16 protein-coding genes are annotated in these 15,794 nt (G+C 59.4%); 7 read left to right on the plus strand and 9 right to left on the minus strand.

Annotated features, from left to right (window positions below):
- Positions 1 to 108: 108 nt before the first annotated feature.
- Positions 109 to 1,485, plus strand: coding sequence for a TldD/PmbA family protein (locus tag RBB77_RS23150; RefSeq protein WP_353064059.1), 1,377 nt, complete (start codon positions 109 to 111; stop codon positions 1,483 to 1,485).
- Positions 1,486 to 1,498: 13 nt separating this feature from the next.
- On the opposite strand, the gene RBB77_RS23155 is transcribed toward RBB77_RS23150, so the two are convergent.
- Positions 1,499 to 1,924: a DUF4440 domain-containing protein gene (locus RBB77_RS23155; protein ID WP_353064060.1), complete on the minus strand. Its 426-nt coding sequence runs from the start codon at positions 1,922 to 1,924 to the stop codon at positions 1,499 to 1,501.
- A gap of 100 nt (positions 1,925 to 2,024) precedes the next feature.
- Between RBB77_RS23155 and RBB77_RS23160 the strand changes: the two genes are divergently transcribed.
- Complete coding sequence (locus RBB77_RS23160) at positions 2,025 to 3,407, plus strand: excinuclease ABC subunit C (RefSeq protein WP_353064061.1); 1,383 nt, start codon at positions 2,025 to 2,027, stop codon at positions 3,405 to 3,407.
- A 5-nt stretch (positions 3,408 to 3,412) separates the two neighbouring features.
- Here RBB77_RS23160 and RBB77_RS23165 read toward each other — a convergent pair whose 3' ends face one another.
- The gene (locus RBB77_RS23165; protein ID WP_353064062.1) at positions 3,413 to 4,483 is read right to left on the minus strand and encodes a linear amide C-N hydrolase; all 1,071 of its coding nucleotides are present in this window, start codon (positions 4,481 to 4,483) and stop codon (positions 3,413 to 3,415) included.
- A gap of 138 nt (positions 4,484 to 4,621) precedes the next feature.
- Between RBB77_RS23165 and RBB77_RS23170 the strand changes: the two genes are divergently transcribed.
- The 3 genes from RBB77_RS23170 (at position 4,622) to RBB77_RS23180 (ending at position 7,997) form a co-directional block, all read left to right on the plus strand.
- Positions 4,622 to 5,338 carry a hypothetical protein gene (locus RBB77_RS23170; protein ID WP_353064063.1) on the plus strand — a complete coding sequence of 239 codons (717 nt, stop codon included), beginning with the start codon at positions 4,622 to 4,624 and terminating at the stop codon, positions 5,336 to 5,338.
- A 166-nt stretch (positions 5,339 to 5,504) separates the two neighbouring features.
- Positions 5,505 to 6,182 carry a ribulose-phosphate 3-epimerase gene (gene rpe / locus RBB77_RS23175; RefSeq protein WP_353067697.1) on the plus strand — a complete coding sequence of 226 codons (678 nt, stop codon included), beginning with the start codon at positions 5,505 to 5,507 and terminating at the stop codon, positions 6,180 to 6,182.
- Positions 6,183 to 6,266: 84 nt separating this feature from the next.
- Positions 6,267 to 7,997 (plus strand): outer membrane protein assembly factor BamD, encoded by a 1,731-nt coding sequence (locus RBB77_RS23180; protein ID WP_353064064.1) that lies wholly within the window; start codon positions 6,267 to 6,269, stop codon positions 7,995 to 7,997.
- Between the two features lie 82 nt (positions 7,998 to 8,079).
- Here RBB77_RS23180 and RBB77_RS23185 read toward each other — a convergent pair whose 3' ends face one another.
- Both RBB77_RS23185 and RBB77_RS23190 read right to left on the minus strand, forming a co-directional pair.
- Entirely contained in the window at positions 8,080 to 8,610 is a 531-nt protein-coding gene (locus RBB77_RS23185; protein WP_353064065.1) for a hypothetical protein, read from the minus strand.
- 97 nt (positions 8,611 to 8,707) lie between these two features.
- Entirely contained in the window at positions 8,708 to 9,202 is a 495-nt protein-coding gene (locus tag RBB77_RS23190; protein ID WP_353064066.1) for a hypothetical protein, read from the minus strand.
- Between the two features lie 121 nt (positions 9,203 to 9,323).
- Here RBB77_RS23190 and RBB77_RS23195 point away from each other — a divergent pair, with 121 nt between their 5' ends.
- Positions 9,324 to 12,113, plus strand: a complete 2,790-nt coding sequence (locus RBB77_RS23195; RefSeq protein ID WP_353064067.1) for a valine--tRNA ligase — start codon at positions 9,324 to 9,326, stop codon at positions 12,111 to 12,113.
- Between the two features lie 42 nt (positions 12,114 to 12,155).
- On the opposite strand, the gene RBB77_RS23200 is transcribed toward RBB77_RS23195, so the two are convergent.
- The 5 genes from RBB77_RS23200 to RBB77_RS23220 all read right to left on the minus strand — a co-directional run bounded on the left by RBB77_RS23200 (position 12,156) and on the right by RBB77_RS23220 (position 15,265).
- A complete protein-coding gene (locus tag RBB77_RS23200; RefSeq protein WP_353064068.1) occupies positions 12,156 to 13,502 on the minus strand; it encodes a M56 family metallopeptidase in 1,347 nt (448 codons plus the stop codon).
- Positions 13,499 to 13,879, minus strand: coding sequence for a BlaI/MecI/CopY family transcriptional regulator (locus RBB77_RS23205; RefSeq protein WP_353064069.1), 381 nt, complete (start codon positions 13,877 to 13,879; stop codon positions 13,499 to 13,501). The genes RBB77_RS23200 and RBB77_RS23205 overlap by 4 nt, the downstream gene beginning before the upstream one ends.
- 138 nt (positions 13,880 to 14,017) lie before the next feature.
- A complete protein-coding gene (locus RBB77_RS23210) occupies positions 14,018 to 14,443 on the minus strand; it encodes an LIC_13387 family protein (RefSeq protein ID WP_353064070.1) in 426 nt (141 codons plus the stop codon).
- The gene (locus RBB77_RS23215; RefSeq protein WP_353064071.1) at positions 14,440 to 14,958 is read right to left on the minus strand and encodes an SRPBCC family protein; all 519 of its coding nucleotides are present in this window, start codon (positions 14,956 to 14,958) and stop codon (positions 14,440 to 14,442) included. Before RBB77_RS23215 ends, RBB77_RS23210 begins: the two co-directional genes overlap by 4 nt.
- A gap of 1 nt (position 14,959) precedes the next feature.
- Positions 14,960 to 15,265 carry an ArsR/SmtB family transcription factor gene (locus tag RBB77_RS23220; RefSeq protein WP_353064072.1) on the minus strand — a complete coding sequence of 102 codons (306 nt, stop codon included), beginning with the start codon at positions 15,263 to 15,265 and terminating at the stop codon, positions 14,960 to 14,962.
- Between the two features lie 286 nt (positions 15,266 to 15,551).
- Here RBB77_RS23220 and RBB77_RS23225 point away from each other — a divergent pair, with 286 nt between their 5' ends.
- Positions 15,552 to 15,773 carry a hypothetical protein gene (locus RBB77_RS23225; RefSeq protein ID WP_353064073.1) on the plus strand — a complete coding sequence of 74 codons (222 nt, stop codon included), beginning with the start codon at positions 15,552 to 15,554 and terminating at the stop codon, positions 15,771 to 15,773.
- Positions 15,774 to 15,794 lie beyond the last annotated feature (21 nt).

The following is a 15,794-nucleotide window of genomic DNA, read 5'->3' on the forward strand; positions in this document are numbered from 1 at the left end:
ATTCAGCATGTGTGGAATACAGCGAGGATCATATCAGCCACTTCCTGGCTCATCCATTGCTTGCAGCCGTCAGAAAAGTCCGCTAAAACCAATTATCCTGAAGAGACCATGCCAACCCAGACGACCACGAACCTCCGCCAGCTCGCCTCCGATGTCCTCAGCCACGCTCTCAAGGCTGGAGCCACCGATGCCGAGGCCGTCGTCTATGAAGGCGACGAATTCTCAGCGCTGGTTCGATTGGGACAAGTTGAAACCCTGAAAGAATCAGGTTCGCGAGCAGTCGGTCTGCGCGTCTTCATCGGCCAGCGTACTGCAAGTACCTCATCATCCGATTTTTCAAGCGAGAGCATCGCACGCCTCGTCGAGGGCGCCATCACCCTTGCGAAGATCACCAGCGAAGACCCATTCGCCGGCCTTCCCGAAGCGCATGAGTTCGGCAAGATCGAAGAAGATCAGCACCTCTACTTTGATGACGTGAATGAGATGCCGCCTGCCGAGCGCATCGAGATCGCCCGTCGCACCGAAGCCGCCGCGATGGCCTACGATTCCCGCATTCAAAACTCCGGCGGTGGCGACTTCGACACCTCCACCTCCCACAAGATCCTGATGAACTCCCGCGGCTTCACCGGCGAGTACCGTCGCAGCTACTGTGGCTTCTCCGCCGCGCCCATCGCGCATGACGAGAAAGGCAACATGCAGCGCAACTATTGGTTCTCGAACTCGCGCACCGTGAAAAAACTCGAGAACCCCGAGGAGATTGGTCAGGAGGCTGCACGCCGTACCCTGAGGCGACTCGGCGCGCGCCAGGTCAAGACGCAAAAAGCACCGGTCGTCTTCTCGCCCGAGATTGCACGCTCGATCATCGGCAACATCTTCGACGCAGCCAACGGCGACGCCATCTATCGCAACGCCTCCTTCTTCAGCGGCATGCTCGGTGAACAAGTCGCCGGCGAAAACATCACCGTCATCGACGACGGCACCATCATCCACGATGGCATCGGCGGCTTCGGCACACGCCCCTTCGACGGCGAAGGCCTGCCCACGCGCCGCACCATCCTCGTCGAACGCGGCGTTCTGAAGAACTACGTCAGCAACACCTACACAGCGCGCAAGCTCAATATGCAGTCCACCGGCAACGCCTCACGCGGACTTGCCGGCAACCCCGGCATCGGCGCAGGCAACTTCTTCCTCGAAGCCGGCACGCTAACGCCCGAGCAGATCATCGGAGAAATACCAAACGGCCTCTACGTCACCGAGACGATGGGCTTCGGCGTCAACCTCGTCACCGGCGACTACTCCCAAGGCGCCAGCGGCCTGTGGATCGAGAACGGAGAACTCGCCTACCCGGTCGAGGAGATCACCATTGCCGGCAACCTCAAAGACATGTACAAGAACATCGTCGCCATCGGCAACGACCTCATCTTCCGCGGAGCCAGCGCGGCCCCCACTATCCACATCGAAGGCATGACTATCGCCGGTGCGTAACAACCACAACTATCTAGCTATCCGTCACAACCGTTCCTTGATGGAAGACGATCTTCCAACCCTCGGCAGTCCTCTGCCAGATAGTCGATCTACGCGTGACGCGTGTACCGTCCTGCACAAGCGTATAGGTCATGAGAAATACATTTTCAGCGAGTCTCCGGCACTGGAACTCTGATGTCTCCCACACATCATCATCGCCCGCAGCGTACCGCTTCTCCAGCTCATCCAGAACAGTGTTTCTTGAGTAGCGACGACCCGAAGCACCCACCTCCCAAAACTCCTCAACCGTCATTCGCTCGAAGTCTTCCCGCGAGACTCCAAACTCTGCCCGATGAAAGATCGGCTCGCGCGCGGAGAGCTCTTCAAGAACCTCGGCGAGTTCGGGATCGGTCTCAAGTTTGGGTTCCGTCGCGGCAGACCGGTGAACGGGAGGATTCATGGCGGCAGTATAGCTACCCCGATCGCAGAGACGAAGAGATAACGATTGCGGCGCGTAAGTTGTAGCGCATCATAGGATAACCGCGACTACAATTCTGGATGTGGCAACGAGCTTCCATTTCGATCACGTTTTAGATTTCACCCCGGGCCAGGCAGACGAGATTCTTCGCACCATCCCCGCAAAGCCCGGCGTCTTCGCTCTCTGCGGCGCACGCAAGGAAGACGCGCCCTACCTGACACAGACCGCAGACCTCCGCCGTCGCACGCGGCGTCTGCTCGATCCCCCGGTGTCGCAATCCAAGCGCCTCAACCTCCGCGAAAAAGTCGTTCGCATCGAGTATTGCGTCACCGGCTCTGCGTTCGAATCTTCGCTCGTTCTCTATCAGGCAACAGCCGCTCAGTTCGGATACACCGAAGCCCGTCGTCGACTCAAACTCCACACACCATACTTCCTCCGCTTGACGGTAGAGAACGCGTTCCCCCGCGTCTACTCCACGAACAAGCTCTCCAAGCGGGGCCTCGCGCAAATGTACGGCCCCTTCCCTTCGCGACTCGCAGCCGAACGCTACTGCGACGCAGTCCTCGACCTCTTCAAACTCCGTCGCTGCTACGAAGACCTCGCACCCTATCCCGGCCATCCCGGCTGCGTCTACGGCGAGATGAAGAAGTGCATCGAGCCCTGCAAGCAGGCCTGCACCTCCGAGGAGTACGCCGCCGAATCCGCCGCCGTAAAGAAGTTCTTCGACAGCCGCGGCGAGAGCATGATCATCTCCATCGGCCTCGAACGCGAAGAAGCTTCCTCGGCGATGCAGTTCGAAAAAGCTGCCGCGCTGCACGCGCAATGGCAAAAGGTAAAAGCTGCCCAGGCACTTGCCGACTGGATCGTGCGCCCCATCCCGAAGTTGAAAGCCATCATCGTACAAACGGCAGGAGATCAGCAGCAAGATGCTGAGCAGGAGCACAAAGAAGAGGCGGCCCTGTTCCTGCTCGACGGAGGCTGCATCGTTGGACCCGAACGCCTCTCCACCCTCGGCGTTCGCGCCGTTCGCGAGCAGACCAGCGTCGGCAGCTCTCTCTTCGCACAACCACTTATGTTGCAAGCTGTCCCGCTCGAAGGCGAATCGACCGCCTCCAACTCTCCCGAACACCGCGCCGAGCACATCCTCTCTCTGCTCGAAAAGAGAACCCACTCCTCCAGTGATCTCGCCCTACTGAGCGACCACCTCTCGCTGCTCCGCCGCTGGTACTACCGGCCAGAAAAGCAACGTAATGGTGAGATCTTCTTTCCCAATGACGATGGCGCCTGGCCCATCCGCAAGATCCTTCGCGGCGCAGCGCGCATGGTCCTTGGCGAGCCCAAACCCATGGCTGAAACCCAACGCGACGCTACTAAGGAAGCTGCGAAAGACATCAAAACGAAGATTCTCCACGAAGGCCGTCCCGACGTAGAAAGAACCGTCCCCGTGGTGCCAAGAAAGCCGTAGACGCTTTAGCTCAGGCCAAGAAATTTGAACGGCTTCGCAACTTGAAAGTCCTTCACCGCGTTGCCCGAGTAGATATGACTCTGGTTCTTACCCAGATCCAGCTTCATCACCTTTCCCGTCTCGGCAGAAAAATCGACATCCTTGAAGTTGATCCAAAACGTATTCGGCGTAATAGCGGACTCGAAGAAATAAATCTTTCTCTTCTGATCCGAAACCGTCCGCCATCGCGTCGAGGAGATATTCGGCTGATCCGGCGTCGTGATTCCATAAGGCACCGACACATTACGGATCACGCTAAACACACTCGCCACCGTCAGGTCAGGACTCTGGTCTTTGGGAATTGCATTGATATAAAACGATGCCCGGGCGAACCGGTCCGCAGCGCGATTTGTCCCCGGCAGCATGACCGTGCCTCCGATCCCCCTCCAGTACTCTTCCATTGCAAGCTGCTTGTCGAACGTGGGCGAGTTCGTCATCACCTGATATTTGCGGTCATGATGAATGATCTGCTTGCCGCCAATGTATTCAATAATGGCGCTGTCTCCGCTTGCATCCGAGATCGCGAGGTGAAGCGTCGCCAGCCGCTCCTGTCCCGGCACCGCCGCCGTCACCAGGACGAACGGCTCTGTATTCAAGGTATCGACCGCCTCTTGAACCGTAGCAAAGTTATCCAGCACATACTGCGTCCACACCGAAATCGCGAGCCCCGGCTTGCTTCCATCAGGCTTCGGGTACTCTGACTCCACCAGCCAAAGCATATTCGCGACGAGTCCCTTTTCATTCATCCCATCGGTCGTCGAAATGTCGTACCCGCTCGCGATGACGCTGCCATACTTCGACGTCCACGCAAGCGAATGAGGCCCCGCCTCCCCATTCCGCTGCATGCCCCGCGGAAAGATCCAGAGATCGGTCCCAACATCCACCGCCCAGTCCATCGATCGCGCGGTGATCACGTTGTCGTCCGAGCCAAGATAAACAGCGCGCGTACACGCATCCGCCCAGTGGGCACTCATCGCAGCTTGCAATCCGAAAGCGGCCAGAAGAAAAACACCACGCAAAACATTTCGTTTCGGCATCGATATCCTCCAGGCAACAAGAATATTCCAGGTGGACCTATGATTTCTGGCCTCATTTACGATGTTCCTATTGGAAGAATCCCCTAAGATCCCACGGGCCTTCGAATACGAAAAAGTGTAGGATCAAGTGTCTCCGCCATGGCTCAGGTCCCGCCACCTACGGCTGAAAATCCCGCCCGACGGATTCTGCCTGTCACCGGGCACAAGTTCTTTTTGCTATTTCTGTTTCTGCTTGCAAACCTGGCTCTCTACCCTTACATGGCTGACTCTGGCGTGCGTTATCGCGTGTTCCGGATGGTCGGCGCCGCCGTCACCCTGATGAGCATATACGCGGTGAGCTTCCGCAGAGGTCTCATCTTTGTCGCTCTGATTCTTGCCGTTCCCGCATTCATGGAGCATGCGATCGTTTTTCGCACCACGCTGGTTCCTGCGTCGGTCTTCAACGTCGTTCTCAGCTTCGCATTCGACGTTTTCATTATTGTGGTTATCTTTCACCGCGTTTTTGCACGCGAAGAGCCCACCGCGGAAACGATCTTCGGCGCGGTGTGCATCTATCTGCTCATTGGATTTTCCTTCGCACGCCTCTATGCCATCGTTGCCATCATCCGGCCCCATGCCTTTTATCTTGATCCGGCGATCAATCTGCATACTGTTCCTGTGGGCTTCGATTTCATTTTTTTTAGTTTTGGAAGCATGACGACAGCCGGTGCGGCTGGCATTTCGGCCGTTTTACCGCAGGTCCGCTCGCTGTCGATGATCGAATCCGTTCTGGCGGTGTTGTATCTCGCGGTGATGATTGCAAGGCTGATGGGTACCTACCGGACAAACCAACCCAACTCCCTGGAATCCTCATGAGGCAGATCGATTTTGGACTATGGCGAGGACAAGCGCGCAATGGCGATTAACCAAAATGGCACGGAATCAGAGTAGCAATTCCTTGAATGCGGATTTTCGGCAAGCACATCTCTCTCCCCAAAACACGACGCTGACGCTGGTAAACTCACACTCAGGAGCGACCTACGTGATCGAACTGGCAGCATCCATCCTCGCAGCGGACTTTGCCCACCTCGCCGACGAAGTCGCCCTGGTCGAACGCGGCGGCGCCACCATCCTCCACGTCGACATCATGGACGGTCACTTCGTCCCCAACATCACCTTCGGCCCGCCCGTCGTCAAGGCCCTGCGCCCCATCACCAAGCTCCCGCTCGACTGTCACCTGATGGTCGAAAATCCCGACGATTTCATCCAGGACTTCGCCGAAGCCGGCGCCGACATGATGAGCGTCCATCAGGAGGTCTGCCGCCACCTCCATCGCACGCTCCAGCAGATTGTCCACCACGGCATGCTCCCCGCCGTCGTCCTCAACCCGGCAACCCTGGTCGACACGCTGGTCGAAGTCCTTCCGATGCTGCACCATGTGCTGGTCATGAGCGTCAATCCCGGCTTCGGCGGCCAAAAGTTCCTGCCGCTGGCGCTCGACAAGATCGCCCACCTCGTCGAGCTCCGCGATGAGATGGGTCTGAACTTTCGTATCGAGGTCGACGGTGGTGTTGCTCACGATACCGTCGCCCAGGTCGTCGAAGCAGGAGCCGACATGCTCGTCGCCGGCTCGGCCATCTTCAGTCCCGGAAAAACTGAGCAGAACGCCGTGGAATTCCTAAAACTGGCCCGCGCGGCCGGTTCGGTACCAGTGGCATAAGCGCGGCACAAGTCCGGCCGGAACGATTAGAATGAAATACAGCCTGAGCGCCCTGGTGCGCGAGGCGGATGGGGTCTATAGCGGATGAACAAGCGTTCCTTCTTTCCAAACCTAAGGGCCAGCGCGTTGGCCGGAGTGGCAGTTGCCGGTCTGTTGACCGGTTCGATTGCAGCCATGGCGCAGGTGACCGGTTCGTCGCAGACGACAACCGATGCCAACGGCCAGCAGCACGAGAGCGCGACCATCACCGCGACAACACCTGACAAGAAAGACAAGGTCGTCCAGTCTAAGGACACCAAGAAAGAGCTGCGCAAAGAGAAGTCGGTGAAGCCGGCCGATATGCCGGACCAAAAGCTTCCCGACAAGGTGCTTTACGACAAGGCCATCGATGCGACCAAGCGCGGCCACTTCGACGTTGCCCGCCTCGACCTGCAGACCCTGCTCAACACCTATCCCGACTCGCAGTATCAGATGAAGGCCAAGCTCGCTATCGGCGACAGCTGGTATCGAGAGGGCGGCACCGCAGCCCTCACCCAGGCCGAACAGGAATACAAAGACTTCATCACCTTCTTCCCCAACGCCCCCGAGGCTGCCGAAGCCCAGATGCGCGTCGGTGACATCTACTTCCGTCAGATGGACAAGCCAGATCGCGACTACGCGAAGGCCGTTCACGCCGAAGAAGAGTACCGCCTGATGCTGCAGCAGTTTCCTGAGTCGACGCTGGTGCCGCAGGCCAAGCAGAGGTTGCGCGAGGTCCAGGAGGTCATGGCAACTCGCGAGGCAAACATCGCTGCCTTCTACGCGACCCACAATAACTACCCTGCGAGCATCGCCCGCTATCAGACAGTCGTCGACACCTATCCGCAGTTCAGCCACATGGACGACGTCCTGGTCGGTCTCGGCGATGCGTACGAGGCCGAAGCGCGCTACGTCCGCGCCATGAAGTTGCCCGAAGCGGGCAAAGCAAGACTTGAAAAGATCTATGACGATCAGGCCATCGCCGCATACAGCAAGGTTGTTCTGGAGCACTCGGCCTCGCCCCACGTCGAAGATGCGCGGGACCGGCTCGACGCGATGAACGTGAAGATTCCGCAGCCCACTCCCGAACAGATCGCCGCCAGCGTCGCGCTTGAAAACAGCCGCCGGCAGTATCGTCTGCAGGATCGGGCACGGCTGCTGGTCCTCCACCAGCCTGACGTTGTCATGGCAGCCCGTGACGGCGAACCGACCCTGGCTGATCCCACTCCGACAATCGCGCCGCACATCGTGAACCAGATCAAGTCGGACTTCACCGACTCGCTGAATCCCAATGCGCCTGCCGCCGGAGCCGCCCTCGCCACGAAGCCCGCCGCGACAACCGCAGACGCCGGTGCTCCGGCAGAAGGCTCTGCGCCGGCAGCCCCGACCGCACCCGCCGCACCTCTTGCACTCTCCGACGTTCCGGCTGCAGCAGACGGAGCTGCGAGTGGAGCATCCGCGACGACCTCCATCTCGGGTGCCGCGCCCACGCCACCAGCCTCTTCCGGGAACAGCATCGGCGGAGTCGAGATTCTCAACTCGGGCGCCTCCGGAACCACCGTTCCTGCCGATGGCGGCCTGAAGGCAGTTGGACCCGCGAACTCAACGCCGCTTCCCGAGGTTGAGAAGGCCGGAGCAGCCCCCGACGCCGTCAACGATATCAAGCCCGGAACCCAGCCCGCTGCACAGACCGGCAACGCCAACGGAAAGAACAAGAAGCCGGAGTTCGACAAGAGCGACGAGTCCGACAGCAAGCACAAGAAGAAGAAGGGGCTCAACAAGCTGAACCCGTTCTAACCCCTCGAATCAGCTTCGTAAACGACAAAAGAGGATGCAGCCACTGGCCGCATCCTCTTTTTCCTGCCTCAACATCCTCCGCTCACGAGGTCTGATTCACGATCACGCGCCGGCGTATTTGCGGCACAAGCAAAGCAGAGAGCAGCAACAGCACAAGCACTCCCAACAGGACGGAGAACAGCGGACCCAGCGAAAGTCGCGGATGCGCTCTTGCTTCCCCGTGTGCCAGCGGAACGTGCGAGAGGTGGCCACCCAGCACGTAGGCGCTCCCGCCCAGCGAGTCATCGCTCTCATAGACCGCGTTGCCGCCGAGTACCGTCATGTCACCGCCGATTCGCGCTTGCGAGTCGACTACAGCATTTCCGCCGATAACTGTCGCACCCTTTTCCACGTGTCCGGTCACGTTCAGGCTGCCGAACAACACAAAAACATGCCCCGTCAGGTCACCTTCCACCTGCACCGAACAGAAGATACAGGTTGCATTGTGCACCTGCTGGCCGGAGGCAACGTAAACATCCTCGCCAATATAAGCTCGACTGCCCGGCGACTGGGCCAGCGCGGCCGAGGCGAACAGAAGCAGAAAGGCGAAGCTGCGGAGCGCGAGGTTCAACAAGTTTCCCCCAGGAAGTAACGGCGTGCAGAAGCAGATACGCAAACAGAATAAGACAGGTTCCCTAGGCCAGCACTTTGGCCAGACACAATCAAGCGGACTAGAAGCCTCGTCCCCCCGGATACACAGGAAACTGGTACCGATTGCGGCGGACAATATACACGACCAACCAGATCAGTCCGACCAAAAACAGTAGCGGAGCGAATGGGAGCAACAGCCACAAACGTCCCGGCAGGATCGTCTGTTGACCCCGAATCGCCGCCCCGGAGCCCTGCCTCACCTCTCCGGCAGCAATCGCAACGTCGCCCCCTACCGAGGCATCCTGGCCCAGTTCCAGATCGCCGCCAAGCGACGCCACGTCGCCGGAAATATTTCGCCCTTCATCTACCTTGATTGATCCAAGGAAGGTTGCGATGTCTCCCCTTACCTCACCGTGCACACGAACTGTGCAGAATGCGCAGGCAATATCTCCAGCTGACTCGCCATCGGCAATCGTAATGTCGCTCCCAACAGCCACGCGATCCTCCGCCGAGCGGGCGAAAGCAGGAGTACAGGCAAGCATCAGCAGGACAGTGGCGAAGAGCAGACTGCGCATCGATGACCTCGTAAGCTAGTGTACGGCGGTGCATGCATCCCGGCGAATCGCTTTTCCTGAACTTCGGCCAAACCCCGCCTGCCGACGGTTAGGCCCAGTGGATGCTACCCTTAAAGCACCGATGAGCCAGGAACTTCCAAAAGCATACGATCCGTCCGTTATCGAACAACGGTGGGCCGAGTATTGGGTCCGAGAACACCTGTTTGACGTTCCGACTCCCGAAACTACGCACGACACGCAGAAGAAGTTCACCATTCTTTTGCCGCCTCCCAACGTCACCGGCCGCCTGCACATGGGACACATGCTTAATCAGGCGGAGATGGACATTCTCACCCGCTGGAATCGCATGCGCGGCGAGACATCCCTCTGGGTCCCCGGCACCGACCACGCCGGCATCGCCACCCAGATGATGGTCGAGCGTCAGCTTAAAGAAGAAGGAAAGACCCGTCAGGAACTTGGCCGCAACGCCTTCGTTGAAAAGGTGTGGTCCTGGCGCGAACTCTACGGCGGAGCCATCCTCGATCAGATGAAGCGCCTGGGCGCCTCGGTCGACTGGGCCCGCGAATATTTCACGATGGACGACAAACTCTCGCCCGCCGTGAAAGAAGCCTTCGTCCGTCTCTACGAGCAGGGCCTGATCTATCGCGGAGCCTACATCGTCAACTGGGACCCCGTCGCCCAGACCGCCGTCTCCGATCTCGAAGTTGAACACGAGGAGCGCCTCGGCAAGCTCTACCACATCCGCTATCCGCTCGCGGACGGAAGTGGTTCCATCGTCATCGCCACCACGCGCCCCGAGACCATGCTCGGTGACGTAGCCGTAGCCGTGAACCCCACCGACGAACGCTACCTCGCACTGCAAGGCAAACTTGTTCGCCTACCGCTAAGCGGCGTCAACGGCCAGCCCGACCGCAAGATCCCCATCCTCGCCGACGACTGGGCCAAGCCCGAGTTCGGTACAGGCGCAGTAAAAGTCACGCCCGCTCACGACGCGAACGACTTCGCCATCGGCCAACGCCACAACCTGCCCAACCTCACCATCCTCGACGAGACCGCGCACGTCCTCCTCCCTGGCTCGCCCTATCACGGCCTCGACCGCTACGCCGCGCGTGAAAAGATCGTCGCCGACCTCGAAGCTCAGGGCCTGCTCGTCGAAATCAAGGAGCACACCAACGCCGTCGGCCTCTCGCAGCGCACCGGCGTCGTCATCGAACCGCGCCTCTCGCAACAGTGGTTCATCAAGATCCAGCCACTCGCCGACAAAGCCATCGAAGCCGTCGACAAGGGCTACATCAAGTTCACGCCAGACCAGTACCGCAAGACCTACGACGAGTGGATGAAGAACATCCACGACTGGTGCGTCTCGCGCCAGCTCTGGTGGGGCCATCGCATCCCCGCATGGCACTGCAAAGCCTGCGCCGCCATTACCGTATCGCGCGAAACCCCAACCCACTGCGCCACCTGCAACTCCACCGACATCACGCAGGAGACCGACGTCCTCGACACCTGGTTCTCCTCCGGCCTGCTTCCCTTCACCGTCTTCGGCTGGCCCAATCCGAACCCAGACACCGGAATGCCGGATCTCACGCCTGACCTCGCAGCCTTTTACCCAACACAGCTCCTCGTCACCGGCTTTGACATCCTCTTCTTCTGGGTCGCCCGCATGATCATGCTCGGCACTCACTTCATGCTCGACGTCCCCATGCCCGACGGCAGCAAGCGCGAGTTGAAAGACGCAGTCCCCTTCCGCGAGGTCTACATCCACGGCCTCGTCCGCGACGCCAACCGCGAGAAGATGTCCAAGACCAAGGGCAACGTCATCAACCCCATCGACATCATCGAGCGCTTCGGCACCGACGCCGTCCGCTTCACCCTCGCCAGTATGGCCTCGCCCGGCACCGACATCGCCTTCAGCGAAGCCCGCACTGAAGGCTACCGCGCCTTCGCCAACAAGATCTGGAACGCAGCGCGCTTCCTCTTCATGAACGTCGACCGCGCCCGCGAGGCCGGCTACAACATGACCATGCGCGAGAGCGGCATCGTCCCATCGCTGCCCGACGACACTCCTCTCGAAACTCGCTGGATCTTCTCGCGCCTGTCGGCCGTCTCCACCGAAGTAGACCGCGCCCTCGCAGACTATCGCTTCGACGAAGCCGCCAACGCCATCTATCAATTCTTCTGGGGCGAGTTCTGCGACTGGTACCTCGAGCTCGCCAAACTCCGTCTCGACTTCACCGAGGGCGCAGAGAAAAACGCAACCACCGCACTCACCCTCGCCTCACTGGTAGGCGTCTTCGAGAGCGCCCTGCGCCTCCTCAGTCCGTTCATGCCCTTCCTCACCGAAGAGATCTGGCATGCACTCTACGAGGGCAAGCCTCCCGCCAAATCCATCGCGCTCACACGCTACCCGCAAGCCACCGACTTCCCCGCCGACCCAATCGCCGAGAGCGCGATGAAAACCTTGCAAGAGCTCATCGTCACCATACGCGGCCTGCGCAAAGAACTAGGCGTCCCCGAAAAAGAAGCCACCCCGATCACCATTCACGCAGGCAATCGCGTCCTCGCGCTCGCTGACGCTAACGCCGACGTCCTCGCGAAGATGGCCCGTGTCCAGGCCGTCGAGTTCGCAAACGAATCGCTCACCGGCTCGAACGCCCGCTCCACCGCGGAGTTCGACGTAGCCGTCATCTACGAGCGCCAGATCGACGTAGCCGCCGAACGCGAGCGCCTCACGAAAGACCTCGCCAAGTACGAAAAGGGCCTCGCCTCCGCCGACAAGCAACTCACCAACGAAACCTTTATGTCGAAGGCCCCCGCCCACATCGTCGACGGCCTGCGCAAACAACACGCCGAAACCAAGATCCTCTACGACAAAACCAAATCCGCGCTGGACACTCTGCCACCCGGCTAGTACAGAAGAAGGGCGGGACCAACCTCCCGCCCTCAACTCCGGCTACTTACTAAGAAAATAGTTAACCGTCACAGTCGTATTCACCGTCACGGGCCTTCCGTTGACGAGATACGGATTCCAGCGCCACTCCTTTACCGCCGCCAGCGCGCTCTCATCATAGTCAGATCGCAGCCCCTTCTTCACACGCACATCACTCGGCACTCCAGCCTCGTCCACAACGATGTCCAGAACCACCGGACCGTTGAGCGTGTCCTTCTTCGCCTTCGCCTCCTGCGGATACACCGGAGGCCGCTTATAGACAGCATCCCACTTTTGCACAGGAATCGTCAGCCTCGCCGGACCCGCATCCTGGGCCACTACCGCGGTCGCGGGCGCAGGCACCTCCAGCCGTAACCCCAAAGCCGAAAGACAAGTTGCCAGCCCCACTATCCCGCAAGCCGCAGCCATAGCAAACCTCCGCGCTCCACGCATCTCCACACGTCCTTCGCTCAGTCGCATAACTCTCCTCTCAAAGCTGTTGGCATCGAAGATTCCGATGGCGTGTAGTGTCTTGTCCGGCGCGCCCCTCACCAGCAGCGCCGCCAGCCGCAGCAGCGATCGTGCGTATCTCTCACTCCCCGCGACAGCCTCAGCCGCCATCGCATCGCAAACCATCTCCCTGCTCTCCGCAATCCGCGCTCGCGTCAACCAAAGTGCCGGATGATAAGCCACCGGCAGCGACAACACTTCGTACATCAGGTTCTTCAAAAAGTCCCGTCTCCGCATATGCGCAAACTCATGCGCCATCACAACGTCCACATCTTCCGTAGCAATGTTTTCTAGAAATCCAGGCGGCACCAGCATCACATCGCTCCGAACGCCAACCGTCACCGGCCCTCCGATCGCGTCCGACTCCGCCACTCGCGGCGCCGTGCGACCGAAAGCCCGCCCGCATCGCTCCCACCGCTGCAACGCATCGCCAGTCAGCATGACAGCCTTCGCCTGCCGCTCCATCTGCCAGGTCCTGACCATCCTCCATCCCAGCCGTGCCGCAAAGTACAGCACGCTGCACCCGTAGATCACCACAACAACCAGCACCTCATTCGAAAGCCACGCCATGCTTAAGCCACTCGTCACGCCGGCACCAACGACAACCCGTACCTCTCCGCCATCCCCGACCGAGCCTCTCAGAATCAACCCAACGATCTCGTGAATCAAGCTGCCTGGGCGTAACCGGCACGCAGGCAATACCACTTGCAGCAACAAAGCGATCACCCACACCCGATGCTCTAACTCCGGCCCAATCCGTCGCGCCATTCGCGCTGCAATCCAGCCCGCTGCGACGATCACCGGTACCTGCCACAAGGAGTTCAACAGGTAACCCAACACCCATCCCTCAGGAGCGCTCATCCCTCGCCTCCTTTCTTGTCCAGCATCTTGCTCAGCCGTGCAATCTGCTTCGCATCGATCTGTTTGCTTTTAATCAGACTCATGACCAACTCCTCGCTGGACCCTCCGAACATCCGATCCACCAGATCCCGCACCGCATGACCCGACGCCGCCGCTTCGCTCACTGTCGCGCTGTACTCGTACGACCGCCCCACGAGAGTGCGCTTCAACTTTCCCTTCTTCTCAAGGATATTTAGCATCGTCTGCACCGTGGTGTAGGCCAGCCGCTGCTTCAAACTCTCCTGCACCGCGCTTACGTTGCCGGTCCCCAGCCGCCAGATCGCCTGCATGATCTGCAGCTCCAGTTTTGTCAGCGTGTCCTTCTTGCCTCGCCCCATCACTATCTCCTAAATTATTAGGACAATAAGCCGCAGGCTTTGCCTTGTCAACTAAAAACTTAGGACTTTAAATCTTCATACCAAAAAAAGCAGATAGAGCGCCCGCGACAATAGACTCGCGCCGCGAAATCGCGCCATTCATCCGGCACTCCTCCGCACAGAAAGCGCGCCCATCAAAAAGCAAAACGCCGCGATCGCCGACAGTACCACAGGTCCAAGAGAAAAGTACCGTAACGAGAGCACAGTCCCAAAGCACTGCAGCACGAACATTCCCCAGGCAATCCTACGCGCTGCCATCTCCCCCGCCCGCGCCATCGACCCCAGCGTCCACGCCAGCCAGATACTAAAAAGCTGAAATGCCGAGATGAACAGCCCGAAGCCAATATAAAAACCGCCATAGCTAAACGTTGTGCTGCCCACGGAGAAGCGCACCTTGTTCATCGCGTCCCACACGGCACGGCCCTCCGTCGTCTCCGGACGGAAGACCAGAAAACCGTAAGTATGGCCAACTGCAAACAGCAGCATCACCACAGCCGCAGCACGAAACCACGCTGTCGCCCTCATATCCCCGCATCCGCCTTCGCCGCAAACAACTCCATCACGCCGACCCAACCAGAGTTCACCTGCTCGTGCATCTTCGACCAGCCCGCACCGTGTCGCTCCATGTGGCGATGCTCCAACTCGACCAGCGTAGTGCCATCATCGGCCGGAGTAAACCGCACCTCCACCTCACTGCACTTACTCAAGTCCTGCTCATACTGCCAGTCCGGCTTTATCTGCCAAGCCATCACAAACAGGTGCGGCGGCTCCCACGTCAGCACCGAACCCCACGGACAGTTCGTCCCATCCTCCTGTTCGGTATAGATCGCGCCCATCGGCCTGCCCTCCACCACAACGCGCTTCATCGGCGAGCTGCCAATGTGGTGCGTCCGCGGCCACCAACTGTCCATCTCTTCGGTAAACACACGAAACGCGCGCGCAACATCGGCCTTGACGCGAATACTCTTCCGCACCGGCGCCAACTCCTGCGAGTCTGCCAGCAACGTCGCTTCATCCACCATCAGTTGTCTCTCCGGCATGTCATTTCTCCTCTACCTTCGCTTGAAATGCTTCCAGGGCCTCACCCCAGAAGTTGTCCAGATACTTTCGCAACATCGCAAAGCCGTTCGGATCCAAACTGTAGTACCGCCGCGTTCCTGACGCCTCATCCCGCACAAGCTTCGCCTCCTTCAAAACCCGAAGATGCTGCGAGACCGCTGGCCGGCTTACCGGAAGACCCCGCGCCAACTCCCCTACCGGCAGCGGTCCACGGCGAAGCCGTTCCAGCAGAGCGCGTCGCGTTACATCTCCAAGCGCATCGAATTGACGTTCTTGGTAAGTATTCACTTACCGTAAGCTAATACTTACTAATAATTTTCGTCAAGTATTTTCTTGTGCAATTAATCCGCCATCCGCAGTTAGGTCAAAGAGATGGCCTTCCGGCCGGGCCCGCTGCGCGCGGTGCGGTCACTTCGTGACAGGTATACCCCTTCGGTTGGCGCTCCCGTTGGTCGCGAGGAGATATCTTCTGCCGACCATCGGGAGGCCCAGGGCGAAGCCGGTATACACCCCACGAAGTGGGCGCCGCCCGCGCAGGGCGCACTAAGATCGCAGTCGTTTTATCATGGAGATTATGCCTTTTCCGATCAAAGTCTGCGCCATCTGCTCCGAAGAGTTCGAGCTAAAGCCGGATAAGCCCGGCTTCGCCAACCGCTGTCCGGAGTGCAGCACCGAAGAATCAACAGACCCCGTTACCAAACGCCACATGGACGCCGACGAACGCAAGAATGAGAGTGAAGCAAACGCCGCCAGAAGACAGGCCATGCGCGAGCTCCTCTACCGCAAAGAAAGCTGATCAGGTAAAACTTGTCTTCAG

The sequence above is a fragment of the Tunturibacter psychrotolerans genome, assembly GCF_040359615.1.
GTDB classification, from domain to species: Bacteria; Acidobacteriota; Terriglobia; order Terriglobales; family Acidobacteriaceae; genus Edaphobacter; species Edaphobacter psychrotolerans.